Source organism: Nitrobacter sp. TKz-YC01, from assembly GCF_047824785.1.
Lineage (GTDB): Bacteria > Pseudomonadota > Alphaproteobacteria > Rhizobiales > Xanthobacteraceae > Nitrobacter.
Genome location: NZ_CP181167.1, coordinates 2,844,663 through 2,868,878 on the forward strand (window position 1 = coordinate 2,844,663; position 24,216 = coordinate 2,868,878).

At 58.6% G+C, this 24,216-nt stretch carries 21 protein-coding genes and 5 pseudogenes; 17 read left to right on the top strand and 9 right to left on the bottom strand.

The features are described 5' to 3' along the window. Nucleotide 1: 1 nt before the first annotated feature. A complete protein-coding gene (locus ACMYR2_RS13625) occupies nucleotides 2–814 on the bottom strand; it encodes an IS5 family transposase (protein ID WP_416193112.1) in 813 nt (270 codons plus the stop codon). A 92-nt stretch (nucleotides 815–906) separates the two neighbouring features. Beyond that, a pseudogene (locus ACMYR2_RS13630) lies at nucleotides 907–1,201 on the bottom strand (chromate transporter); the annotation flags it as partial. A 347-nt stretch (nucleotides 1,202–1,548) separates the two neighbouring features. On the opposite strand from ACMYR2_RS13630, the gene ACMYR2_RS13635 reads away from it, so the two are divergent. The 7 genes and pseudogenes from ACMYR2_RS13635 to ACMYR2_RS13665 all read left to right on the top strand — a co-directional run bounded on the left by ACMYR2_RS13635 (nucleotide 1,549) and on the right by ACMYR2_RS13665 (nucleotide 8,890). Next, nucleotides 1,549–1,935, top strand: a complete 387-nt coding sequence (locus ACMYR2_RS13635) for a hypothetical protein (RefSeq protein WP_416193113.1) — start codon at nucleotides 1,549–1,551, stop codon at nucleotides 1,933–1,935. Between the two features lie 50 nt (nucleotides 1,936–1,985). After that, entirely contained in the window at nucleotides 1,986–3,677 is a 1,692-nt protein-coding gene (locus ACMYR2_RS13640; protein WP_416193114.1) for an efflux RND transporter periplasmic adaptor subunit, read from the top strand. Nucleotides 3,678–3,685: 8 nt separating this feature from the next. Beyond that, nucleotides 3,686–6,805 carry an efflux RND transporter permease subunit gene (locus ACMYR2_RS13645; RefSeq protein WP_416193115.1) on the top strand — a complete coding sequence of 1,040 codons (3,120 nt, stop codon included), beginning with the start codon at nucleotides 3,686–3,688 and terminating at the stop codon, nucleotides 6,803–6,805. A 29-nt stretch (nucleotides 6,806–6,834) separates the two neighbouring features. Then, on the top strand, nucleotides 6,835–7,209 hold the full coding sequence (locus tag ACMYR2_RS13650; RefSeq protein WP_416193116.1) for a hypothetical protein: 375 nt from the start codon (nucleotides 6,835–6,837) through the stop codon (nucleotides 7,207–7,209). Between the two features lie 147 nt (nucleotides 7,210–7,356). Continuing rightward, a pseudogene (locus ACMYR2_RS13655) lies at nucleotides 7,357–8,061 on the top strand (MFS transporter); the annotation flags it as partial. Nucleotides 8,062–8,276: 215 nt separating this feature from the next. Beyond that, nucleotides 8,277–8,453 (top strand): hypothetical protein, encoded by a 177-nt coding sequence (locus ACMYR2_RS13660; protein WP_416193117.1) that lies wholly within the window; start codon nucleotides 8,277–8,279, stop codon nucleotides 8,451–8,453. Between the two features lie 62 nt (nucleotides 8,454–8,515). After that, nucleotides 8,516–8,890, top strand: coding sequence for a cupin (locus ACMYR2_RS13665; protein ID WP_416193118.1), 375 nt, complete (start codon nucleotides 8,516–8,518; stop codon nucleotides 8,888–8,890). A 634-nt stretch (nucleotides 8,891–9,524) separates the two neighbouring features. Here the strand turns inward: ACMYR2_RS13665 and ACMYR2_RS13670 are convergent. The 3 genes from ACMYR2_RS13670 to ACMYR2_RS13680 are packed head-to-tail and all read right to left on the bottom strand — an operon-like array spanning nucleotide 9,525 to nucleotide 13,172. Further along, nucleotides 9,525–9,713, bottom strand: coding sequence for a hypothetical protein (locus ACMYR2_RS13670; RefSeq protein WP_416193119.1), 189 nt, complete (start codon nucleotides 9,711–9,713; stop codon nucleotides 9,525–9,527). Next, nucleotides 9,710–10,864 carry a PepSY-associated TM helix domain-containing protein gene (locus tag ACMYR2_RS13675; protein ID WP_416193120.1) on the bottom strand — a complete coding sequence of 385 codons (1,155 nt, stop codon included), beginning with the start codon at nucleotides 10,862–10,864 and terminating at the stop codon, nucleotides 9,710–9,712. Before ACMYR2_RS13675 ends, ACMYR2_RS13670 begins: the two co-directional genes overlap by 4 nt. Before the next feature lie 16 nt (nucleotides 10,865–10,880). Continuing rightward, complete coding sequence (locus ACMYR2_RS13680; protein WP_416193121.1) at nucleotides 10,881–13,172, bottom strand: TonB-dependent siderophore receptor; 2,292 nt, start codon at nucleotides 13,170–13,172, stop codon at nucleotides 10,881–10,883. A 160-nt stretch (nucleotides 13,173–13,332) separates the two neighbouring features. Between ACMYR2_RS13680 and ACMYR2_RS13685 the strand changes: the two genes are divergently transcribed. Then, complete coding sequence (locus ACMYR2_RS13685) at nucleotides 13,333–14,298, top strand: IS481 family transposase (protein ID WP_416193122.1); 966 nt, start codon at nucleotides 13,333–13,335, stop codon at nucleotides 14,296–14,298. Between the two features lie 101 nt (nucleotides 14,299–14,399). Here the strand turns inward: ACMYR2_RS13685 and ACMYR2_RS13690 are convergent, their stop codons facing one another. After that, nucleotides 14,400–14,648 carry an IS3 family transposase gene (locus ACMYR2_RS13690; protein ID WP_416193123.1) on the bottom strand — a complete coding sequence of 83 codons (249 nt, stop codon included), beginning with the start codon at nucleotides 14,646–14,648 and terminating at the stop codon, nucleotides 14,400–14,402. Here ACMYR2_RS13690 and ACMYR2_RS13695 point away from each other — a divergent pair. Beyond that, nucleotides 14,587–14,865: pseudogene (locus ACMYR2_RS13695) on the top strand (ATP-binding protein); the annotation flags it as partial. The gene ACMYR2_RS13690 and the pseudogene ACMYR2_RS13695 overlap by 62 nt on opposite strands. A 247-nt stretch (nucleotides 14,866–15,112) precedes the next feature. Here the strand turns inward: ACMYR2_RS13695 and ACMYR2_RS13700 are convergent. After that, the gene (locus tag ACMYR2_RS13700; protein WP_416193124.1) at nucleotides 15,113–15,589 is read right to left on the bottom strand and encodes a hypothetical protein; all 477 of its coding nucleotides are present in this window, start codon (nucleotides 15,587–15,589) and stop codon (nucleotides 15,113–15,115) included. Between the two features lie 351 nt (nucleotides 15,590–15,940). Between ACMYR2_RS13700 and ACMYR2_RS13705 the strand changes: the two genes are divergently transcribed. Then, nucleotides 15,941–16,075, top strand: a complete 135-nt coding sequence (locus tag ACMYR2_RS13705; protein WP_416193125.1) for an ArdC-like ssDNA-binding domain-containing protein — start codon at nucleotides 15,941–15,943, stop codon at nucleotides 16,073–16,075. A 115-nt stretch (nucleotides 16,076–16,190) separates the two neighbouring features. Here the strand turns inward: ACMYR2_RS13705 and ACMYR2_RS13710 are convergent. Then, a pseudogene (locus tag ACMYR2_RS13710) lies at nucleotides 16,191–16,596 on the bottom strand (transposase); the annotation flags it as partial. 95 nt (nucleotides 16,597–16,691) lie between these two features. Between ACMYR2_RS13710 and ACMYR2_RS13715 the strand changes: the two are divergent. The 6 genes and pseudogenes from ACMYR2_RS13715 to ACMYR2_RS13740 all read left to right on the top strand — a co-directional run bounded on the left by ACMYR2_RS13715 (nucleotide 16,692) and on the right by ACMYR2_RS13740 (nucleotide 20,625). Then, nucleotides 16,692–16,957 (top strand): annotated as a pseudogene (locus ACMYR2_RS13715) (transposase). 48 nt (nucleotides 16,958–17,005) lie between these two features. Then, nucleotides 17,006–17,794 carry an IS3 family transposase gene (locus ACMYR2_RS13720; protein ID WP_416193126.1) on the top strand — a complete coding sequence of 263 codons (789 nt, stop codon included), beginning with the start codon at nucleotides 17,006–17,008 and terminating at the stop codon, nucleotides 17,792–17,794. A 273-nt stretch (nucleotides 17,795–18,067) separates the two neighbouring features. After that, complete coding sequence (locus ACMYR2_RS13725; RefSeq protein ID WP_416193127.1) at nucleotides 18,068–18,211, top strand: hypothetical protein; 144 nt, start codon at nucleotides 18,068–18,070, stop codon at nucleotides 18,209–18,211. A gap of 103 nt (nucleotides 18,212–18,314) precedes the next feature. Then, nucleotides 18,315–18,554: a DUF3489 domain-containing protein gene (locus ACMYR2_RS13730; protein WP_416193128.1), complete on the top strand. Its 240-nt coding sequence runs from the start codon at nucleotides 18,315–18,317 to the stop codon at nucleotides 18,552–18,554. Between the two features lie 2 nt (nucleotides 18,555–18,556). Then, entirely contained in the window at nucleotides 18,557–19,024 is a 468-nt protein-coding gene (locus tag ACMYR2_RS13735) for a DUF2924 domain-containing protein (protein ID WP_416193129.1), read from the top strand. Beyond that, on the top strand, nucleotides 19,021–20,625 hold the full coding sequence (locus ACMYR2_RS13740) for a recombinase family protein (protein WP_416193130.1): 1,605 nt from the start codon (nucleotides 19,021–19,023) through the stop codon (nucleotides 20,623–20,625). The genes ACMYR2_RS13735 and ACMYR2_RS13740 overlap by 4 nt, the downstream gene beginning before the upstream one ends. A 334-nt stretch (nucleotides 20,626–20,959) precedes the next feature. Here the strand turns inward: ACMYR2_RS13740 and ACMYR2_RS13745 are convergent. After that, a protein-coding gene (locus ACMYR2_RS13745; RefSeq protein WP_416193131.1) for an IS5 family transposase occupies nucleotides 20,960–21,720 on the bottom strand; the annotation gives its coding sequence in 2 pieces (ribosomal slippage) (nucleotides 20,960–21,063 and nucleotides 21,063–21,720; 762 coding nt in all). Between the two features lie 370 nt (nucleotides 21,721–22,090). Here ACMYR2_RS13745 and ACMYR2_RS13750 point away from each other — a divergent pair. Continuing rightward, complete coding sequence (locus ACMYR2_RS13750) at nucleotides 22,091–24,100, top strand: alkyl/aryl-sulfatase (RefSeq protein WP_416193132.1); 2,010 nt, start codon at nucleotides 22,091–22,093, stop codon at nucleotides 24,098–24,100. Nucleotides 24,101–24,216: the final 116 nt, after the last annotated feature.

Below are 24,216 nucleotides of genomic sequence, written 5' to 3' on the forward strand. Positions count from 1 at the left end.
ATCATGCCTCTCTGGCGATGCGGCGAACGAGCAGCATGATTGAGGCGGCGTAGAGGAAGGCTCTGGCCGAATCGATTGTCGCCTCGAAATCCTTCGCCAGTCTTCGGTTTCGGTTGATCCAAGCGAAGAAGCGCTCGACTACCCATCGGCGCGGGAGAACGACAAAACCGACCTGGCCGGCAATCTTCCGCACGATTTCGACGACGATGCTCGTGGAATTGGCCACCCGCTCGTGGTTGTAACCGCTATCGGCGAAGACACGGGCGACGAACGGATACAGGGCGCGGGACGCGCGTAACAGCGGCCCACCGCCATCGCGATCCTGAATGCTGGCGGGATGCGGTTCGAGGAGCAGCGCACGTCCGTCCATGTCGACCATGGCGTGGCGCTTGCGCCCGTTGATCTTCTTTCCAGCATCATAGCCGCGCGGACCGCCAGCTTCCGTGGTTTTGACGCTCTGGCTGTCGATGATTGCGGCCGAAGGACCGGCCTCGCGTCCGACGCGCTCACGATCCACGATGACGAGGGCATGATTGATCCGCTCGAAGACGCAGCCGTCCCGCCAGGTCGCGAACCAGCGATAGACCGTGCTCCAGGGCGGAAAGTCCGCAGGAAGCAGCCGCCAGGCGCAGCCCGACCGCATGACATAGACAATCGCGTTGACGATCTCGCGCAACGGCCATCGCCATCGCCGTCCTCTGGTCTTCGGCTTTGGAAGAAGCGGCTCGATCACCAGCCATTCCTGATCGGTAACATCGCTCTGGTAGCGCAATGTGTGGCGGCTATACTTCTCGCGAGTGGCAGGGGTCCACATGAAGGCTCCAAAGTGGGAATCAGCAATCACCTTGGAATCACTCGGACTTCAGCCACTCAACCCTTTTCGAAACGGCCTCTCAGCGTTCCAGTTCAAATGATGCCCGCCCATCGCAGAAATACGCCTGCGGTGCAGGAGGCAGCGACAATTAGCATCCCCACCTTGAAGTGGAAGATCGCGGTAGCCGCCGCGAGTGATTAAGAGGAGAGCTGGAATGTCGATGCTGCTCAGAACGGGAGCGTCGAACGACATGCCGAATTTGTGAATCGGGAACGTCGGATGAAATGGCGTGTGCAGCGCGAACCAAACCGACAGATTTAAGATAACGCCGACCACGGCAGCGGTAATCACCGAGAGCGCTCCGGCGAGCGCCTTGTTGCCCCGCAGGCCTCGGCTATCAGATGAAATCGAAGTACATGATGCTGACATGTTGCGCCCTTGGTGTTCCAGGACGCGATACTTGGGCATGTCGCCTCGCGGGGAGACCGCAAATCCCATTCTCTAAATAAAACGCCTATTCTCGGGAGTGTCAACGGTCATGCAGCTAAACCGATGATCTCCGGCATCAAGCGCGATTAACGTCAGCGTTTGCGGAACCAAGCTGCGGTGCTGCCGCGATACGACACAAGCCCGTGTACGGAGATGGCATCTTGTTTGCCGCTCGATTCTCTCCTAGTTTGACCGCAATGAACCACGAGCGGCGCCTCCGATTCATCCCCTTCGCAAGAGCAGTCATGTTCCTGGCGGCGGCCGCGCTTTTGATTCAGACTGTGATGATGTCAATTTCTCAGGTGTCGGCGGCCACCGGCGTATTTCCTGAACCGGCGGTTGTCCTGAGCGGTTCCATGCACTACCACGGCCGCCTCGCAGGCCACGTGCACGTCCACCATGGTGACATCGCCGAGGGCCATGTTCACAGCCCAGCCGATCACGACCACGATGGCGACCTCCCGCCGTCGTTCTGCATGCTTTTCTGCGTGGCCATTACCATTCCGCATACTCCCATTTTGTCTGATTCAACTGGATTCGTCCGCCTTGTCCAACTGCCTCGATCGGAGCGCGCGGACGGCATCGATCCGGCCGCTCTGATCCGCCCGCCAAGTACCCCCAGCATCGCGTAGTCCTGGCGGCCTTTCGGCCGCTGCAAATTCGCGTGCCTGAAGGGGTTTCAATGTTCCTGAATCAATGCTGCCCGCGTCGGCAGTTCGCAAGGCTTGGCGCCATTGGATTCGGCTGTCTGTTTGCCTTGGTGCTCAGTCTTTCTGTTTCGATCGCCCATGAGGAGCATGACCATGGCGACGATCAAAAGTCGGCGGCCGTCTCGTCTGCGTTTCCCCGCGTGACGGCGCAATCCGATCGCTACGAGGTCGTCGGCATCCTGAAGGACGGCATTTTCTCGATGTTCATTGATGATGCCATTTCCAACCAACCGGTCACGGACGTCAACTTGCAGGTCACGATCGGCGATACAGAAGCCGTCGAAGCCAAACGCGGCCCGAACGGCTATACAGTCCCCTTTCCTGATCTGATCCGCTCCGGCTCAACGGAAGTGATCTTCTCGATCAGTGGTGGAAAGGGTGAGGATCTGCTCGTCGATTCCTTTACGCCCTCCCAACCGATCGAACCGAACATACGGCACAATTCGACACTGATTTCACCAAGGGGGACCGTGACAGCCCTTGTTTTCGTGGGAATCATCCTCGGGCTGCTGTCCGGTCACCTGAGACGCGGAGGACGGCGCAACGCGGCCTACATCGCCGGGCTGACATCTGGAACTTGCGTGTTTCTGGCGGCCGTCGCATCCGCCGGATGGCAGAACGCAGGAATGTCGTCCAGCACACCACAGCCACAAGCTCAAAGCGACGCCCCACGACGGCTGCCGGACGGCACCGCGTTTGCTGCCAAGCCAACGCAGCGCCTACTGGATGTCCGCACGGCCACCGTCGAGCCCCGAACCGCACGGCCAGCATTCAACTTGATTGGCCGCATTATCGGCGATCCAAACCGGAGTAGCATTGTCCAAAGCATTTACGGCGGACGTATCGTCCCCAACGACGGAACGTTGCCCCGGATCGGGCAGAAGGTGACCAAGGGAGAACCGCTCCTCCGGATCGAACCTTATCTGCCCGTGGCAGATCGCACGACGATTTCCGAGAAGATGGGAGAAATTGAACAACTCATCGCGGTCGCCGAAACTAAGATCAATCGTCTGCGGCCATTGGCTGAACGCGGCGCAGTACCGATGGGGCAGCTCAACGATCTTAAGAGTGAACTGGCAGGATTGCGGGCGCGACGCGAGACCGTGCGCAACTCGCGCAGTGGCTACGAGCTTTTGCGGGCATCGACCGATGGCGTCATCACAGCAGCTAAAGCCGTTCCGGGCCAAGTGATCCAACCGCAAGACATCTTGTTCGAAATCGCAGATCCCGAGCATCTCTGGGTCGAAGCATTGGCCTACGACGGGCTTGATTCCACCAGTCCGATCAAGGCAACGGCGGCGGATTCGGACAGATCGGCATTTCGCTTGTCTTACCTTGGGACAAGCCAGGTTCTGAGACAGCACGCGTCGGTGGTTCATTTCTCTATCCCCGAGCCTCCGTCAAGCCTTCGTATCGGCCAACCCATAACCGTGCTCGTCCAGGGCGGCACGGCGAAGCAGGGTTTGATCTTTCCACGCGATGCCGTTGTGAAAAGCAACAACGGCGAGAGCGTTGTCTGGGTGCATGTCGCCCCTGAGCGCTTCGAGCCAAGACCCGTCCGAATAGAGCCCCTCGATGCCAAAAACATAATCGTCGCAGCTGGCCTCAATGCCTCCGATCGGGTCGTCGTGCGCGGCGCGGACCTAATCAACCAGATCCGCTAGGAGCCATCATGTTCAAGCTCATTGTGCAGACGAGTTTGCGCAATCGCCTTTTCGTACTGGCAGCAGCGGCAATCCTGATCGCTTACGGCCTGTTCGTGCTTCCGCGCATCTCGATCGACGTCCTTCCGGACATCAACCGACCAACAGTCAGTATCTTGACCGAGGCGGAGGGGCTTGCCCCGCAGGAAGTCGAGCAGCTCGTGACGTTTCCAATCGAAACCTCTATGAACGGCATGCCCGGCGTCCTCCGCGTGCGTTCGGTCTCGGGCGTCGGACTTTCGGTAGTTTACGTCGAATTCGATTGGGGAGTCGATGTCCACCGGGCGCGTCAGTTCGTTTCGGAACGCCTCGCGCTGATCCGTGAGCAATTGCCCACATCCGTGAATCCACGAATGGGTCCGGTCATCTCAATCATGGGCGAAATCATGTTGATTGCGCTCACCACGGACGGCGAAGCATCGGCGATGGACGTGCGCGAAATCGCCGATTTCGTGGTCAGGCCGCAGTTGCTCGCCATTCCTGGCGTCGCTCAGGTCATCCCCATCGGCGGTGAGGTCCGGCAATACCGGGTGATGCCGAACGTTGCGAAGATGCAGGCGCTAGGCGTCACACATGAACAGATCGAACGAGCTGTTACCCGCTTCGGCACCAACACCGGCGGAGGATTCGTCGATCAGCACGGCCGGGAATTCCTGATCCGGAACGTGGGACTGACAAGGAAGATCGAGGACCTTGGAAATACCGTTGTTGCGGGGCTCGATCATCAGCCCATTTTGCTGAAGCAGGTGGCGCGGGTCGATTTCGCTCCGCGCGTCAAGCGAGGCAATGCCGGCTATAACGGCAAGCCAGCCGTCATTGTCAGCGTCCATAAGCAACCGGCGGCGGATACCGTGGTTCTGACCCGCAAAATCGAAGCCACCCTGCAAGATTTGCAGCGCACGATGCCCGAAGGAATTACGGTTACGAACGTCCAATTCCGGCAGGCCACGTTCATCGAGACCTCGATCCGTAACGTCGAGCGAGTCCTGGTCGAGGCTTCGATCGTTGTCGCCGTCATCCTCTTCGTTTTCCTCGTCAACGTACGCGCGACCTTCGTGTCGCTCACTGCCATTCCGATATCGATCCTGGTGACCGTTCTGGTTTTCAGCGCCTTCGGGCTCACTATCAACACCATGACGTTGGGCGGCCTTGCCATCGCGATCGGTGAACTGGTCGATGACGCGGTCGTTGACGTCGAAAATATCCTGCGACGGCTTCGGGAGAACCGCGCGCGGTCTAATCCCTTGCCCGATCTCGAAGTGATCGCGCAGGCGAGCCAGGAGGTCCGCTCAGGCATCGTCTACGCAACCATGATCACCGTCCTTGTGTTCGTGCCGCTGTTCGCACTTCCCGGAATCGAGGGGCGATTGTTTACTCCACTCGGCATTGCCTACATTGTTTCGATTTTGGCGTCGTTGCTGACGTCGGTGACCGTCACCCCCGTCCTCTCCTATTATCTGCTCTCGGGAAAGGCTCGTTCTCGCGAGCGCGACAGCATTGTCGTGCGAACCCTGAAGCAAGGCAATCGGCGGCTTCTCACCTGGGCGTTCGATCGCTGGAGACTTGTGCTCGGCGCGGTCAGCATTGCGGTACTGGTCGCCGGATATGCCGCGGTCATGCTGCCGCGCAGCTTCCTCCCGCCCTTCAACGAGGGCACGCTGGTGCTATCCCTTCAATACAATCCGGGAATTTCGTTGGTGGAGTCGGATCGTCTCGGCCTTTTGGCCGAACGGCTTCTGTCGCGCGTGCCGGAGGTGAAATCAGTCGGACGCCGAACCGGCCGCGCCGAACTCGATGAACATGCCGAGGGCGTGCATTACAGCGAGATTGATGTCGATCTGACTCCATCGACACGGCACAAGACCGATATCTACGCTGACATCCGGGACAAACTGTCAGCCTTACCCGCCTCCGTCGCAATCGGGCAGCCAATCAGCCATCGGCTTGATCATTTGCAGTCTGGCGTTCGCGCCCAGATCGTCCTCAAGATCTATGGGCAAGACCTCGATACGCTGCGCCAGTTGGCGGAAACCACCCGCCAGCGGTTGTCACCAATCTCCGGGCTGGTCGATCTCCAGGTGGAGAAGCAGGTGCTCATTCCGCAGGTACGGATCCAGGTTGATCACGAGCGCGCCGCCCTCCACGGCCTGACGCCCGCGGCAATCACGCAGGCACTGGACACCCTCTCGAATGGTCGCAAGGTCTCGCAGATCGTCGACGGCAATCGACGCTTCGATGTCGTCATGCGTTTGTCCGATCAGAACAGGTCGACCAGCGGCCTCCGGGATCTCCTGATTCCGACGTCGTCGGGGTTCATCCCCTTAAAGGAACTCGCGGAGGTCACCGAGACCGACGGACCGAACCAGATCCAGCGGGAAGGCACGCAACGCAGAATCGTTGTTTACGGGAACGGCGACGGACGCCGCGACATGACCGAGATCGCGTCCGACATCCGGCGTGCCCTGGCCGAGATCAGCTTCCCGCAAGGTTATACGACCAGCCTTGAAGGAGCGTTCCAGGCACAAGAGGAAGCGACATGGCGGATCGGCATTCTGTCGTTGGTCTCGCTGTCGATGATTTTCCTCGTTCTCTACAGTCGGTACCGATCGGTGGCGCTGGCGGCCATCATCATGGGCAGCATCCCGCTCGCGTTGATCGGCAGTGTGGTCGCGCTGACCATCGCCGGAGAGCCATTGTCGGTGGCCTCCATGGTCGGCTTCATCACCCTCGCAGGCATCTCGGCCCGCAACGGCATTCTGAAGATATCCCACTACGTCAATCTCGCCCTTCACGAAGGCGAACAGTTCGGGCGTCGTCTGATCGTGCGCGGCAGTCTGGAACGGTTGAGTCCGGTTCTCATGACTGCCCTTTGCGCGGGTCTCGCCCTGACGCCATTGCTGTTCGGCGCGGATGAACCGGGACGGGAAATCCTTCACCCCGTTGCCGTCACGATCTTCGGTGGCCTGCTGAGCGCAACGGCCCTCGATACCGTCGTGACGCCTGTCCTGTTCCTGTTGTTCGGACAAAAGCCTCTGAACCACCTTCTGACCGAACACACCGCAACTTCCGAACTGGCGGAAGCGCTCTGACCCTCACCCAACCCCAACGGAGAAATGCAATGCTGAAATATATCTTCCTGGCCATGGTCGCCGCCCTGACGGCCTCTGTCGATCCAGCCGCGGCCCAAACGAAGAAAGGCAACAATGGCGGCCCCGTCGTCGCCTCACAGGGACACCCGATCGAATTCGTTCACAAGGGACAGGAGATCATTTTCTATATCGGCGATGACGATGGATCGCCGTTACCGACCAAGGAAATGAAGGGCCGCGCAACGATCCAGCAAGGCGGCAAGACAGTCACCGTCCAGCTTAAGCCAAGCAGCCCCAACATGATGATCGGCAAGGCCGAGACCGAACTGGCACCGCAAGCCCGCGTCGTGTTCTCCGCCAGCTTGCATGGTCACTCTCTGACCGCTCGATACATGGTGGAGTAAACGACTGTTGTTGCGAGAGGCAGTCGTAAAAATAGTCGGCGGCTGCCTCACTTCTCCGCGCCCCCGAAATGAAGTCGCGTTATGCGGCACCAGACAAAGCGACACTCAAGACCTGTCGTGCTGCGAATACACTTTTGGAGCTGACACATGTTGTCGATCCTTGCCAACCGTACCTACCGGCATCTTTTCGCGGCGCAGGTCATCGCCCTGATCGGTACGGGCCTGATGACCGTGGCCCTCGGGTTGCTGGCATTCGAGATCGCGGGTGACAGGGCGGGTGCGGTACTCGGCACAGCCCTTGCGATCAAGATGATTGCCTATGTCGGCATCGCGCCAATCGCCGGCAGCCTTGCGGGTCATGCCCCGCGCCGTTCGTTTCTCGTGACCATGGACCTGATCCGAGCGTCGGTTGCGATCGCACTGCCATTCGTGACGCAGGTCTGGCAGGTTTATCTTTTGATTTTCCTGCTCCAGGCAGCCTCCGCGGCATTCACGCCGACGTTCCAGGCTACCATCCCGGACGTGCTACCAGATGAGCACGATTACACCCGTGCCCTGTCTCTATCCCGTTTGGCATATGATCTTGAAAACCTCCTCAGCCCGGCGCTGGCCGCCGCATTATTAACAGTGATCTCGTTCAACATCCTGTTCGCGGGCACTGTCATTGGATTCGTTTGCTCGGCTTTGCTGGTCATCTCAGTGCTGATTCCTTCTCCCAGAGCGACCGCAGACGCCAATCAATCGTTCTTTGACAAGACCACCCGCGGCATCCGCATCTATCTCGCGACGCCGCGCCTGCGTGGGTTGCTCGCACTGAACCCGGTGATTACGACTGGTCAGGGCATAAAGATATATCCTTGATATTTCTTTTTAGAGGTATAGATTTTGACTCGTGGCGAGGGTCCTAGTCCCTTCCTTCGCCGCAAGGTCCGCGATCCGGTACGAGTACCGATAGGTACCGGATCGCTCCACTCTCTATTCTGCATCCAAAACCACCAAGGTAGAACGGTCCATGATTTTGGTTTTGTGCACTCACCAAACCAACCAGGGGCCGGGAAAGGTTTCCAATGACGACCGTAAAGCCAGTTCAAGAAGCAGCCCAATCGCAAAAAGACGCCGATGACTTCGCCACGAAGCAGACTGATCCACGTTCCAGTGAGAGCCTAGTGCCAATGCTTGTCGCCGGGGTTGTTCTAACTTTTGGAGGGATGATTGCCGCCTTGGCCTTCACTTCGGTGACTTAAAATATGGGTCAATATCGAGTCGATACCTGACCTACTGCATCCGGCAGAGGGAGATGAGCGCAATGGCCATGCACCACGCCAGTCCCGAGGAAGTTTTTGATCTCGCACCATTGGGTCCGAAGCTGAAGGACGTGCGGACAACCGCCGTCGTAAAATCGGAAGCGTTCGAGGTCGTGCGCCTCATCGTTCACGCTGGCACGGATATCAAGGCGCACCAAGTTGATGGTCCCATCATGCTGCATTGCCTGAAAGGTCGGGCTCTTCTCGGCTTACCTGAAACGTCACTTGAACTTTCGGCAGGTCAATGGGTGTATCTCGAAGGGCGCGTCCCGCACTCGCTCAGGGGGATCGAGGATACGTCGTTACTGCTCACGATTCTTTTCTTCTCGAAAAGTTCCGGCCCTCTCAGTGATCAAAGGGAAAGAGGGCGGCCATGAAAGATGAGGTGACATGAAGATAGTTATAGCAACAATTCTAATCATCGAAACATTGGTAGGTTAGCGCGCTGGTGTCTGCTGCTTACAAAACGGATAAAGCTGTTCCCATGCCAGCAATGTGTGGCATCAGCACGAAGAATTGACGCTGCGTGCAATATGTAGGAATGTACGTACAGACTTGCGAGACATCCTTTCTCTTGAGCCTCATAGGCAGGAAGGATGATCGGAATGCACAAGTTTCGGCGAGATGTGGACCACAAGCTGCGGGTGCTCCAGCACGCTGACAAGATTGGCGATGTCGGAAAGGCTTGCCGCGCTTCCTTGCCAGCCGCCGTCAGCGCGTGTTCGTTTCCAGATAATTCCACGATCGTGCGTAGCGTGATGATGACGTGTCACCTTATCGAGAAGCCTCCGGCGTGGCGTCTGGCCAGCTTTCGTTCACAACGGGCCGCCAGGCTCGTAACACTGCGCGATCGTTGTTCCGAGATCGGCGTATATGCCTTCTATGGTGCTCATGCTGCCTTCTCTGCACCTGTGTGCAATCAAGTGTAAGAGCTTGATGACGAATTGCAATGCGAAGCGCGTGTCCGGTGCCAATGCGCACCTCCGGGGGAAACCCACGCGGCGCGACCACCTACGTTCCGCGCTGGAAGAAGCCGCAATACAACGCCACAGGAACGGCCAGCACGATCCACGAAACGCCATCCCAGATGTCATCGCCCAGTAGTGCTGAAAGCAATCCGATCGTGCTCAGGACGGCGATGATGGCCGGCCATGCAAAAATCTGGCGGAGAGTCTGATGCCTGGCGTGTGCTGGCATCATGACGACAGGATCGGCCGCTCGACAGCTGCACCTGCGGGTTCGCGCGCGCGGCTCTCGCCAGGCTTGCGTCGCCGCAGCCAGAGATAGACGCCCGTTCCGAGCACGATAATGGTCATGACATCGAGCAGCGCCCAGATGATCTTTAACGGCATCCCGCCGTAGTCGCCGAAATGCAGCGGCTGCGAGACGAACAGCGCAGTGACGTACCAGGGCATATCACGACTATCGGTGAGCTTACCCGTCTCGGCATCGATCAGCGCAGGCTTGAGCAGCCGTGAGGTCAGCGGCGTATCGCCCCGCATGAACACCGTATAGTGGCTCTTGCTCGAGAAGATCGAACCAGGAAACGCGATGAACGACGGCCGCATGCCGGGCGCGGCGTTCGCCGCCACCTCAGTCGCCGCTTGAACCGGGGTCGGATGTGCGGGCAATGCGCGGTCGCGATATTGCGCCGTCATCTCGGCCAGCTGGCCGTACTGCCACGCCTTGAGCACGAGGTCGGCCCAGGTGTTGATGACGCCGGTGAATCCGACGACCAGCGTCCACATCACCAACAAGATGCCGGCAAGGTTATGCAGATCGAGCCAGCGGACCACGCGCGGACGCTCAGAACGATAGACACCGAACTTCTGTTTACGCATCGACGGCGCGTAGACGACGACACCTGATACGACCGCGACACAGAACAGAATGCCCATCAGTCCGAGAAACAGTTTCCCGGGCAGGCCAGCGAACATATCGGTGTGCAGCTTGAGCATGATGAACGTAAAGCGGCCGGTGACGTCAGGCGCGTCGAGATAGGCGCCGGTATGGGCGTCGACGCGGACGATACGGTTGTCGGCCGGATTGGCGTCGATGCTCTTGCCGACGCTGACCAGCATCGCGTTCGGGTCGTCGCGGTCCCAGATCAGGAAATGCGGCACCAGCCCAGGCATTGCTGCCACCGCACTCGTCACCACGCGATCGAGACTCGCCGGCGGCGTACCTTCGGGAACGGCGGCCGCCTCGACCTGGCCATGCAGAAGCTCGTCAATCTGTTCGTGGAAGACCAGCGGCAGGCCGGTGATGCACAGCATCAGCATGAACAGGGTGCAGATGATGCTGGACCACTTGTGGGCCCAGCTCCATTTGCGCAAGGCTTTTGGTGTCATCCTCTAGCTCACTAACTCACTTCGAGATCAGCGCGGGATGCGGATCATCCGCATTCCAGCTGTACCTCAGAGTACCAAGCACGGTGCGGCTCGTGCCCATTGCGCAGTATGCCAATCCAGTCAGGCAAGACTGGACATAGAAACGATCCGCGAGGTTGGTGGCGTTGACCTGCATTTTCCAGCCCTTCATATCCGGCCGCAGATAAGCGAGATCGTAGCTCACGGTTGCGTCGAACAGGGTGTAGGGCGGAACCACGAAGGTATTTCTAGCATCGCCATAGCTGTCGCCAACATAGCGCACGCCCGCGCCGACGCCAAATCCGGCTAGCGGCCCGTTGTACCAGGTGTATTTGCCCCACAGCGAGGCCTGATCGAGCGCCGTGTTCTGCAAATACTTGCCGGTATTGCCTGCAATGCTCCTGGTTATCCGAGGATCCATGTGACTGTATCCCGCGATCACCTCGAACTCCCGGGTCACGCTGCCACGCGCCTCGAACTCAAATCCGCGCACGCGCGCCGCATCGGTCTGGGTGCTGAGAAAGGGATTGAGCGGGTCGGCGGTCAAGATGTTGTCCTGATTGACATCGAACAGAGCTGCACTCAGCATGAGGTTCATACCGTTCGGCTTGTATTTGACGCCGATCTCCTTGCCCTCGCCCGTGGTCGGCCTGAATACATTGCCGAAGCGATCCGCGCCGAGGTTCGGCGTGAACGAGGTCGAGTAATTGATGTAGGGTGCCAGTCCGAAATCGAACAGATAGTTCAAGCCGACGCGTCCGGTCTGCGCGGAATCGAGGGTCCTGTAGGTCCCCGCCGGCGGAAAGAACGCGGCGCTGGTGAACCCGGAGCTGACCCAGTCCTGCCGTCCGCCAAACTGGAGGGTCAGGCGATCCCACTTGATCTGGTCCTGCAAATAGAGACCGGCCTGACTCTGGCTATCGGAGCGCAGGATGAACGGCGACAGTGAGGCAAATGACGGAACTGCTGCGCCATAGACCGGGGCATAAGCATCGATCGGCGCAATCCCAGCGCTACGGTAGTCGGTGTTTGCCGACATATTGAAGTAGTCGAACCCGGCCAGGACCTTGTGTACGAGAGGGCCGGTTCTGAAATCCGCCTGCAAATGGTTGTCGAGCGTGTAGTTGCTGGCGTTGGCGAGGACATAGTTATAGGTGCGCGCGACAAGTCGGTCGCTCAGCATTCCTTCGCTGCGGGTAGAGGCAAGATTGTTATCGACGTTGGTGTACCGGAAGTTCTGCCTGAATTGCAGGTTGTTGTCGAAACGGTGTTCGAACTCGTAGCCGACCGCCCATTGTTCCAGCGTGAAGCGGTCAGGGCCCGGCTCGCCGATATAGCGGCTGTAGGGAATGTGACCGTTGGGGTTCGGCAGGAACGACACCTGCCCCGGCACGTATTGTTGATAGCCCTTGTTGTCGATCTTCGAGTACTGCGACAGGACCGTAAGGCTGGTGTCGGCGGTCGGCCGCCAAGTCAGGCTTGGCGCAAAGAATATCTTGTTGTCCGTCATGAAGTCGGTCTGCGTGTTGGAATCGCGAGCAAGACCGACGAGCCGATAGAGGAACTCACCGTTCTGATCGGCAGGACCGCCGATATCGAACGCCCCTTGCAAGCGCCCGAACGAACCGAAAGTGCCCAAGACATCGTAATGCGGCAATTCCGTCGGCCTTTTGCTGACCATGTTGATGAGACCGCCGGGATTGGACTGACCATAAAGCCCGGACGACGGCCCCTTCAGCACCTCCAGCCGCTCGAGGCCATAGGGCTCAATGCGCGGCACCGCAAATGTCGTGGCATCGTTCGGCAATCGCAACCCGTCGAGAAAGCGCGGGGCATCGAAGCCCCGCAGCTTCAGGGAGTCAAAGAAGGTATTGGCGCCAAAACTCTGAAGCGAGATGCCGGGCGTGTAGCGCAAGGCATCGTTGATGCTCTGCACGCCCTGCGCGGTGATCTGGTCTTGAGTGACAACCGAAATCGACTGAGGTGTCTCAAGGATCGGCGTATCGGTCTTGGTCGCAGTCGCGCTGAGATTCGCAAGATAGCCGTCCACATGCCCCTTTGCGCGTTCGCTGCCGGCGCCGGCATTGTTCTGCGGGCGAATAACTTGCCGTTGCACAGGCGCCGCGGCCGCGCGGCTCGTTTGCGCCGAGCGCGCCGTATGCCGAGCAGGTTTTGCCCGGCGCGCCGGCCGCTGATGCGGCGCGACCACCGTCACTGCTGGCAGCTCGGACTGCGCACGTCCCTCATTCGGCAAACCGATCGACAATGTGACGATGCTGATAGTTCCCAAACAGACGGATCTTAAACTCGTTCTCAACATCAAATTCGCTAAACGCATCGTGACCAGCCCAACATGTCGCCCGCTTATCCGGAACCTCTGCATGTCTCACTAGCTGTTTAGTCCCAAGCTTTGATGGAGCATCCTTATCGCACGATTCGAAGGAAGCGCTATGGGACAAGTTTTACACGGCTGCGCCACGACGACGGAGGCAGTCCGTCGAGCAATACAAAATAGTCAAGAGAGCCTAAGAGGTCTCGCCAAGCGCTACGGGATCAACCAGAAGACGGTCGCGAAGTGGAAGCAGCGCGAGACCGTCACCGATCTTCCGACTGGCCCCAAGGAAGCCAAGTCGACTGTCCTTTCCATTGAAGATGAGGCGATCATCGTTGCTTTCCGGCGGCACACGCTGCTGCCACTCGATGATTGCGTCTATGCGTTGCAGCCGACCATCCCGCATCTGACGCGGTCCTCCCTGCATCGCTGTCTCCAACGCCACGGCATCAGCCGATTGCCGGAGGTTGAAGGCGACAGGCCCTCGAAGAAGAAGTTCAAGGCCTATCCGATCGGTTATTTCCACATCGATATTGCCGAGCTTCAGACGGCTGAAGGCAAGCTCTACCTCTATGTCGCCATTGATCGCACCAGCAAGTTCGCCTTCGTGCAACTGGTCAAGAAGACGGGAAGGACCTCGGCCTCGGCCTTCCTCGAAGCTCTGATCGCGGCCGTCCCCTACAAGATCCACACGGTACTCACCGACAATGGGATCCAGTTCACCTTCCCGCCACGCTATGCGGATGGCCCGACGGCAAGATACGTGACGCATATGTTCGATATGCGATGCCAGGAAAACGGGATCGAGCATCGGCTGACCAAAATCAAGCATCCCTGGACTAATGGTCAGGTCGAACGCATGAACCGAACGATCAAGGAAGCAACCGTCAAGCGCTACCACTACGACCGACACGATCAGCTCGAAGCTCACCTTGCCGACTTCATTACCGCCTACAACTACGCTCGGCGGCTGAAGACCCTGAAGGGTCTCACACCTTACGAATACATCTGCAAGTGCTGGACTTCCCAACCAGAACGATTCAGACTTAACCCGCTCCATCAAAGCTTGGGACTAAACAACTAGCATCCTAGCATCGCAATTTGCGCTGTCGACCAAACCACGTTTAGAACGCCTTTAAATAGGCAATTTAAATCCAAAATGTTGCATTTATGCCTGCCGTACTGTTATTCGGCCTGCATTATTACCCCCTGAGCCGAGGGATCTGGAGTGGGCCCCTGGTGCTGGACCATGAGCCGGGTATGTTGCTCCTCGAACTGGGCGGGGCTGATGTAGCCGAGCGCGGAATGCAGGCGGCGTTGATTGTAAACGTCGTCGATGAACCTGGGAAGCTGCTCGGCGATGTCGTCGAAGGTCACCACCAACCTCTCCTTCGGAGAGTGGCCCAGCGTGTTCGGCGATGCCAAGATGACCACTGCGCTGCTCGACCGGCTGACCCATCACTGTGACATCGTCGAGACCGGTAACGACAGCTGGAGATTCAAAAGCCGCGACGACGATCAAACAACCCGCGCTCGCACCGTCTCCGCAATCCCGGCCAGCTCCGACGCTGCGAGCGCTACCAGCAAAGCTCGCCGATCAAAGGGGTCCCTTTTGGACGCCGATCAAGGGTCCCGTTCCAACGCCGATTGACACCGTGCGCCTTCAAGAACCGCTGATAGTCATGCGAACAATATTTGGCTGATGCGATCGGTCCTTGAACAGATTGTCCCAGTATTACAAGATCGAGCAGCGGCATCGCCCAATTCTCGATCAACCGCCAATATTTGAACAGGAACATCCTGTCATAAAGCCAATCGGAAAAAAGCCGGTCGGAGTGAATCACTGACGCGCCGCATCAGTGCAGCAAAAACCCTCAGGCTTGTTTCTTTGTTTTCACTCACTTCGCCGCCGGCGTCACCGCGTCGAAGCGATAGCTCGCATGGCAGGCAACACAGGCCGACAACTGCGTGCTGAGTGTCGCTAGCACCTGCTCGCGGCTCGTACCCGAGTCGGCTGCGGTAGCAATCTCATCGAAGCGCTTATGGACGCTGAGCCCAAGCTGCTTGAACTCGAGTGGCAGCTTGGCCATCAGTGCCAGATTGACGTCGGCGGCCGCTGCCATACCGCTCGCGCGCGCCGCCTGCGCAACCTGCTTCATGTCGCCTTCCTTCACCCCGTCGACGATAATCTGCACGGTCTCAAGCATACCGCGCATTTCGGAGAGCACGAGATTGCGTTCATCCGATCCCAGCAGAACAGTCGTGCGCCCGTCGGACGCCACTTGCGTCTGACCCCGAACGAAGAAGAATGCAGCGACGGCAATGGTAATAAGCCAAAGGGCAATGGCAGTGATGGACAGCACACGTGCAGTCATAGATGATTCTCCTGTTACATATGAATAACAGTTGTTGCCCGTGAGTGACAGCCTTCCCTGCGTCGCTGATGCTCAGCGATGCCCTCAAGGCACATTGCGTGCCGACCCCGAAAAAGAGATTAGGGTAGCCACTGGACGGCTTTTTCTCCGCCCGCGCCCGCATCAAGCCGACGCGCGCGCCCACATGTTGATCTAACTGCTAGAAAACGGCCTCCTGAAATAGCCCGGTACAATTACGAGCGAACTTTTTTCAAAGGAGAACGCTCATGTCAGTTCAGGACCTGTACACCGCGTCACAAACCAGATAATTGCAGACATCGAGAAGGGAGGCTTGCCCGTTTGGCTGCAACCTTGGAAGCAAGGAAAGCGCGCGACATCATCCCAATCAACGCCGTCACCAAGAGGCCGTACGGCGGCCTGAACGTCCTCATGCTCTGGCACGAGCGGCAGGAGAAGCAGTATCCCCTCGCGGAATGGCTCACGTAAAAGCAATGCCAGGAGGCAGGAGGCCAAGTCCGCAAGGCGAAAAGTCTACCGGCATCATCTACGTCAACAAGCAGGTGATTGAGAAAGGCACCGAAGAGGAGCGACTTGTCCCGTTACGGACGCGAATGGTCGCGTCATCAGGCCGAAGGCGAGATAACGCACCGACGATCGATCAGTCCTAACCACTTCACACGCCCGCCAAAGCTAACCTCAAAATCGAACAAAGTTGAGCCACGGCCTGCCGCCTTGCGACGGGCATCACCATTTTTGAATTGAGGTATTTTAGCATGGCGTTGTCGAGTATCGCCTCGGCCAACAGCTTCTTCAGTTTCGCATTCTCGTCGGCCAGGACTTGGAGGCGTCGAGCCTCTGATACGTCCAGGCCACCATACTTGCCCTTCCATTGTAAACGCCGCGCTGCTGATCCCGTGCTTGCGCTAGACATCCCCCGTCTTCGCACCCGCTTCATGTTCTCGCAGGATCGCAATGATCCGTTCTTCCGTGAACCTCGACTGCTTCATCTCCGTCTCCCTCATGATCTGCGACTGTCAAATCGGACCGTTTTTGTTTAGAGTTTTTCCGCTGGATTTCCTCGGACTGGGAGGAGCGGAGAGCGATGAAAGCCTCGAAGTTTTCAGACGCGCAGAAGGCCTTTATTCTGAAGCAGGGTTCCGATGGGGTGCCGGTGGCCGATATTTGCCGTAAGGCCGGGATCAGCCAGGCGACCTATTCAACTGGAGAAAGAAGTACGACGGCTTGCTGCCGACCGAGATACGGCGGCTGAAGCAGCTTGAGGATGAGAATGGCAAGCTGAAAAAACTGGTCGCTGATCTCAGCCTGGATCGCGAGATGTTGCAGGACGTCATCCGCCGAAAAATCTGAGGCCTGTTCGTCAGCGCAAGCTCGTCGACGCGGTTCGCGGTGAATGGGATGTCTCGATCCGGCGGGTGTGCCAGATACTCGAGGTCGACAGATCAACCTATCACTACAAGTCGCGCCGGCCCGGACAGGCCAGCCTCGAAAGCAAGATCAAGGAGATCTGCCAGACGCGGGTTCCGCTATGGCTACCGCCGCGTGCATGTGCTGCTGCGCCGCGAAGGCTGGCTAATCAACCAGAAGAAGACGCGACGGATATATCGCGAGTTAGGCCTGCAATTGCGCAACAAAACGCCGAAGCGACGGGTCAGGGCGAAGCTGCGCGATGATCGCAGAGATGCCACGCATCCCAATGAAACCTGGGCGATGGACTTTGTGCACGATCAGCTCGCCACGGGAAACAAGATTCGGGTGCTCACCGTTGTCGACTTATTCTCCCGGTACTCGCCGGTGCTTGATCCGCGCTTCAGCTACCGCGCCGAGAATGTCGTTCAAACGCTGGAGCACGCCTGCGCGGCAGTTGGTTATCCGAAGACCATCCGCGTCGATCAAGGCTCCGAGTTCATCTCGCGCGATCTGGATCTGTGGGCCTATTCCAATGGTGTCACGCTCGACTTCAGTCGGCCTGGCAAACCGACTGACAATGCGTTCATCGAAGCCTTCAATGGACGCTTCCGCGCGGAGTGTCTGAACACGCATTGGTTCCTGACCCTTGACGACGCACGATCAAAATTGGAGGATTGGCGCAGATACTACAACGAAGAACGCCCGCATGGGGCGATCGGGAATAGACCCCCGATGACGTTGCATAATCGTGACAGCGATCCCAGCTCGCCGTCATGACAAAGCCGGAAACTCTAGCCTCCGGCGGTCCAAAGAATGGTCTCGGATCACTCAAGGTGACGGACTCTCCCATTTTTGGAGGAAGTTCTGGGGCTCAGGTCGTTCCGGAAATGAATTCCGCCCTCACGCCGGCGCCCTTCAGTCGCTGGTCTTATCCTTGACACTGATGGCGCTGGGTCGGATCCTGCTCCTATAGATGTTCGATATTAGCATTGAGATTCTTGCAGAAAGGACTGGCATTCGCGGGCAAAGCGAGCATTGCTGTGGCGTGAGATGACCCTTGGATCGGCCCCGCAGCGCAACATGGCTGACGGGGCCTCGGATGGTACGACGCTGATGTCGCATCATTTTGGAGGGTCCTATGCAGAAGTCATCCCGCAATCGGAAGCCACCATCGATCCGCCGCCGACGCGGTGAGGCACACACCACAACGAAGGCAGCAAGAACAGCACCTCGTCCTGTGAGCGAGCCGACGAAGCGACGTCCAACGCGTCCTTCAAGCCCGGCTCGAGCGGGTGGCGTGGTCAGCGCGGCTGCTGGAGCAAACAAACGACCGAACAAGCAAACAAAACTGCTCGATCTTCTGAGGCACCCGGCTGGTGCGACCATTGCCGCGCTCGTGGAAGTGTCAGGCTGGCAGCAGCATTCCGTGCATGGATTCTTGGCCGGCGTGGTCCGCAAGAAGCTCGGGCTCGAGTTGGTCTCAGCCGTTGAAGCCGATCAGCGCATCTACCGCATCGTTGCAGCGAAGCAGGCCTGACGATGGCTGAAGCCTCGAGGAGCGGGCTCGCACGTCGTCGCGATCTCGGTGGTCGGCGACCGCAGTCACGTGGTCGTCGCTCAAGCCGGTCCGCACTGACGCATCTTCCGAAGCATCTCCAGACCGCCATCGTAAGCTATCGGCGACAGGCAGATCAGTCGGGCGACCTCGATCCGGCAATTCGCCAGTTCCTTGATCGGATCGGCGAGAAAGAGACGTCCGACTCCGTCATGGCCAAGCTCGTGGCCTTCGACCGGGGACAGGTCGAGTTGAAGGCCGGCACCATCCTGTCCCGCGAATGGAACGGCATCACCCAGCGGGCGATCGTCGTTGACGATGGCTTCCTTTGGGACGGGGCACGGTACGACAGCCTTTCGGCGATCGCCTTCGCCATCACCGGTACCCGTTGGAGCGGGCCCCGCTTCTTTGGCCTGCGAGATAGCACGGTCAGTGGGGAGGATGAGCCGTGAGGGCGGGAAAAGCGTTGGCCCGAGAGATCGTCCGGTGCGCGATCTATACCCGGGTCTCGACCGACAACGGCCTCGACCAGGAGTTCAACTCGCTGGATGCTCAGTATGAAGCTTCCAGTGCCTATATCAAAAGCCAGGCCCATGCCGGCTGGGTGCAGGTCAAGACCCGCTATGACGATGGCGGCTTCTCCGGCGGATCTACCGACCGGCCAGCGCTGCAGAGTCTGCTCGAGGATATCCGGGCCCGCAAGATTGATGTCATCGTGGTCTATAAGGTCGATCGTCTGACCCGCTCGCTCGCCGACTTCGCCAAACTGGTCGAGCTGTTCGATGCCCATCGGGTGTCGTTTGTCTCGGTCACCCAGCAGTTCAATACCACAACGTCCATGGGACGCCTGACCCTCAACGTTCTCCTGTCCTTTGCCCAGTTCGAACGGGAAGTCACCTCGGAGCGTATCCGCGACAAGGTGGCAGCCTCCAAGAAAAAGGGTATCTGGGTCGGAGGCCCCCTCCCCCTCGGCTACGTCATGGAGAACGGCAAGGTGACCGTCGTCCCCGAAGAATCCGAACGGGTCCGTCACATCTTTGGCCGCTATCTCGAACTTGGCAGTGTCCGTGCCTTGATGCGCGACCTTAAGGACCGCAACATCGTCAGCAGGCGGCGTCACCTCAAGACCGGCGTAACTCGGGGCGGAGTTGCGTTCGGCTGTGGCGCTTTATTCCACCTGCTGCGCAATCGCTTCTACATTGGCGAGGTCAACTACAAGGGGCAGATCTATCCGGGCGAGCAGCCTCCTATTCTCGATCGCGACCTGTTCGATCGTGTCCAAACGATGCTCACGGACCAGCGCAGTCATCAGACCAGAACCCGGACCTCCTCCAGCCATCTCCTGACCGGTCTGATGTTTGACGACGCCGGCTATCGCATGGCGCCGACCCAGGCCCAGAAGAAAGGTCGGCACTACAGCTACTATGTCTCACGGCCTCTTCTGTTCGGCAATGCAGCGACCGCCGCGGTTGGTTCAGTTTCTCGTGTCCCAGCCCCTGATATCGATGGCCAGGTCCGCAAGGTTGTCCTGGAGCCGAAGCATCGGCAGCTCAAAGCTACCGGTCTCATCGATAACACCTACGCCTGCTCGGTGATCGAACGGATCGAGGTCCAGCAAAACCGTCTCGTCGTGCAGCTGAGGCAGGATCCGGACAATCCCGCCGAAGAAGACCACTCCACCATCGTCATCCCGTGGACCAAGCCACCATTCAAACGAGCGCGGTCAATCCTGCGCCCGACCTCGGCAAAACTTCCGCTCCGCCCGATGAAGCTGGAGCGACGGGCCACGCTGGTCGCAGCGATTGCCCGCGGCCGGCACTGGCTTGACGAACTCATCACCGATTCATCAACTGATGCCCAAGCAATCGCGACGCGCGAACGATGCAGCCTGCGCCATGTCAACATGATGCTGTCGTTAGCCTTCCTCTCTCCCGCACTCACCAAGGCTGCCGTTGAAGGTCGGTTGCCACGTGGTATCGGTCTCGAACAACTGCGCGAGCTTCCGCTTGAATGGAATCGTCAGTTCGAAGCGCTCCGTCTCGATCTGATTTGACCAGCGACACCGTCCTTTTGGTCTGCCATTTCCGAGTCGCGACGGAAGCGCTTCTGGAATTCCCGGAAGGCACGTTTCAAGAAGAGGGCAGACCGTGAGGTCGTCCAAAGACAAAATCAGCAAGCGCTAGCTAAATCTGATTTTTGGAGATCGACGATGGATTGTGATGCGCCGCGGAATGACCCGTAGGAACAAGTGCCAGGCATCGTGTAGAGGGTCGGCATCTGATATTCTCCTTCAGTATATGTGTTCTCGATGCGCGGGCCACGCCAGTCGATCGTGTGCCAGAGTTCAATAATCCAGACGAAACAGACGGTTCTCACCGGGAAGCACATTAGGGCGTGGACTCATTAGCCCGCAGCCAAATGCGAATTGATGCAAGCTTGACGAAGGCGAGATAGTTGGCCGCGAGCTTGTCATATCGGGTCGCGACGCGCCGCACTGCTTGATCTTGTTGAAGAACCGTTCGATCAAGTTGCGCGCGCGATACAGATACGGGCTGAAGCAGATTGGGTCTTTGCGATTTCGTTTCGGCGGAATGTTCGCCCACGCGCCTTGCTGACGGGCAAGCTCCCTGATCCAGTCCGCGTCGTATCCCCGATCCGCGAGCAGCATCGTTTGTGGAAGCAACGCACTGAGAAGAACCGAACACAGCCGGTTGTCGTGCGCCTCACCCGGCGTGAGGGCGAGATGGACCGGCAGACCGTTGGAGTCAACGATCGCATGAATCTTGCTGGTGAGGCCACCGCGTGAGCGACCCATATCCTGCTGATTGTTTTCTGCGATACAGGCTCCGTGCTGGTGCACGCGCACGACGGAGGTATCTATCATCTGCACCGCCGGATCATGACCGGCTGCCAATACATCCATGATCCGATCCCAGACGCCAGCCCGCCGCCAACGAACGAAGCGATTGTAGCAAGTGGTGCGGGGACCGTAGTTCGCCGGCAGGTCGCGCCAAGGGGCACCTGAACTCAGAACCCAAAAGATGCCGTTGAGCACGCGACGGTCATTTACACGCCGCACACCGCGCGGTTTGTTCGGCAGCATAGGTTTGACGGCGGTCCATTCGTAATCGCTGAGTTCGTAGCGCATGATTCGAGGCTCCGGTTTCGGAGAATGAATCACGTCTCGGTCGCTGCCATCAACTCGCCAGGACTTATAGCTTTGCCGCTAATGGTCTGAATTTACTTCCGCTTTCGGCGGCATAGCGGACCATGTCCGGAATTGCCGCTGGCTTAACCGGTCGCAAATGACCCCTTACGGATATCCGCGCCCATCTAAACCCGACGCTTGTCAGGTGATGTCTGTATGGACTCGAGTGTCCGTTCCTCTAAATTGAGGTTATGGTCTCAATATCAGCGGGGTACAAATGACAAGAAGCACTCAATTGCTAATCGGGTTGCCGATCTTGTTTGCCGGTTTGTTGTCATTTGGCGCGCATGGCCAAACCCCGAGCGCCTCGTTGCTTCCAACAGACGGCGGGGCGAGTACAGCCCAGCACTTTGACCCGCTCGGAAAGCCACCGTCGAAGTTTACAATCGAACTACGCAATGGCCAGAAAGCCGAACTTCCGTTCGCCGACAAGCGCGATTTCGACGAGGCGAAGCGAAGGTTCATCGCAGAGCCTCCCTACACGAAAATCATGGCTGATGCCGGCCACGTCGCGTGGGACATGGGGAGCTATGGCTGGCTCCTGACTGGCAAGGATTTCGAAAGCATCCATCCTTCGCTGCAGCGACAGGCCATTCTGAACATGGCCTATGGCCTGTACGAAGTCGTCCCTGGCCGCATCTACCAGGTCCGCGGCTACGACCTTGCCAATATCAGCTTCATCAAGGGCGATACCGGTTGGATCGTCTTCGACCCGCTGACCGCACAGGAGACCGCGCGGGCGGCGCTCCAGTTCATCAACGACAAGCTCGGCAAGCGCCCGGTCGTCGGGGTGGTGTACTCGCACTCACATGTCGACCACTTTGGTGGTGTTCATGGCGTGGTCGACGAGGCCGACGTCGCCAGCGGCAAGGTGATGGTGATCGCGCCGGACGGCTTCCTGACGGAGGCGATTGCCGAGAACGTCTTCTCCGGCAATGCGATGTCGCGGCGCACTCAGTGGCAGTACGCGGTGTTGCTGCAGCGGAGCCCCTTTGGCCATGTCGACCAGGCGATCGGCAAGAATGTGGCAAACGGCAATACCGGCCTGATCGCGCCGAACCGGCTCGTGAGCAAGAACATCGAGGAGATTACACTCGATGGCGTGAAGATGGTGTTCCAGAACGCCTCCGACACCGAGGCCCCGGTCGAGATGAACACCTATTTTCCTCAGTTCAAGGCGCTCTGGACTTCGGAGATCGTCACCGGCACGATTCACAATATCTACACGTTGCGCGGCGCCCAGGTGCGCAATGCGCTGAACTGGTCGAAGGAGATCAACGAGGCCCTGTACAAATTCGGACAGGAGGCCGAGGTGATGTTCGCGTCACACAGTTGGCCGCGCTGGGAAAACGCCCGCATCCAGGAGGTGCTGCGCGCACAACGCGATGCCTACGCCAACCTGAACAACCAGGTGCTCCACTACGCCAACCAGGGCGTGACAATCAACGAGATTCAAAATGTGTATGAAGTACCGAAGAGTTTGCGGGATCAGTGGGCCGTGCGCAGCTACCACGGCGACGTGCAGAACAACGCGCGTGCGGTGATCAACCGTTTCCTCGGCCACTATGATGGCAATCCGGTCAACCTTATTCCGCTTTCGCCAAAGGATTCGGCGCCGCTGTATGTCGAGATGATGGGAGGGTCGGCGAAGATCATAACCAAGAGCGAGGAACTGCTGGCGCAAGGCAAGTACCTGCTTGCCACCGAAATCCTGAACAAACTGGTCTTTGCAGAGCCGCAAAACCAGCAGGCGCGACGGCTCCTCGCCGATGCCTATGAGCAACTCGGCTACCAGGCGGAGAGCACCAGCGTGCGCAACAGCTTCCTGCAGGGTGCCTTCGAACTGCGCAACGGCCTGCCCGGAGGTGTTCCGCCGCGCAGCACCGGCCCCGACGTGGTGCGGGCGATGTCGACCGCGCAATGGCTTGATTTCATCGCTATAAGCATGGACCCAAAGAAGGCCGAGGGGATGCAATTCACCATCAACCTCGTGACGCCGGACAACGGGGAGCAGTATACGATCGAGTTGAGCAATGCGACGCTCACTAATATCAAGGGCGTCCAGGCGAAGAACCCGAGCCTGACAGTGACCGCCAATCGCTCCGATCTCAACCAGGTCATGATGGGTCGGGCGTCGTTCGATGATTTGATCGCCTCCGGCAAGGCCAGGTTCGAGGGAGACCGCAGCGGTTTCGATCGGCTCCGTGCCATTCTCGTCCCGTTCACGCCCGACTTCGAAATCTTACCAGGCACGGCGGCGAAGACATCGACGAGCCCGCCGAAACCCTTTGAGGTTCGCGATCTCGTTGAATACGACTGAATTCCGGCGCGCCAAGGCGCGCGATGTAGGAGCCTTGGCGCTTCGTGTCATTTCACGCCGTTGAAAGCCTTGGTCGCTATCGGTACATAGCAACTCTCGCGAGTCGTCCGCCCGGC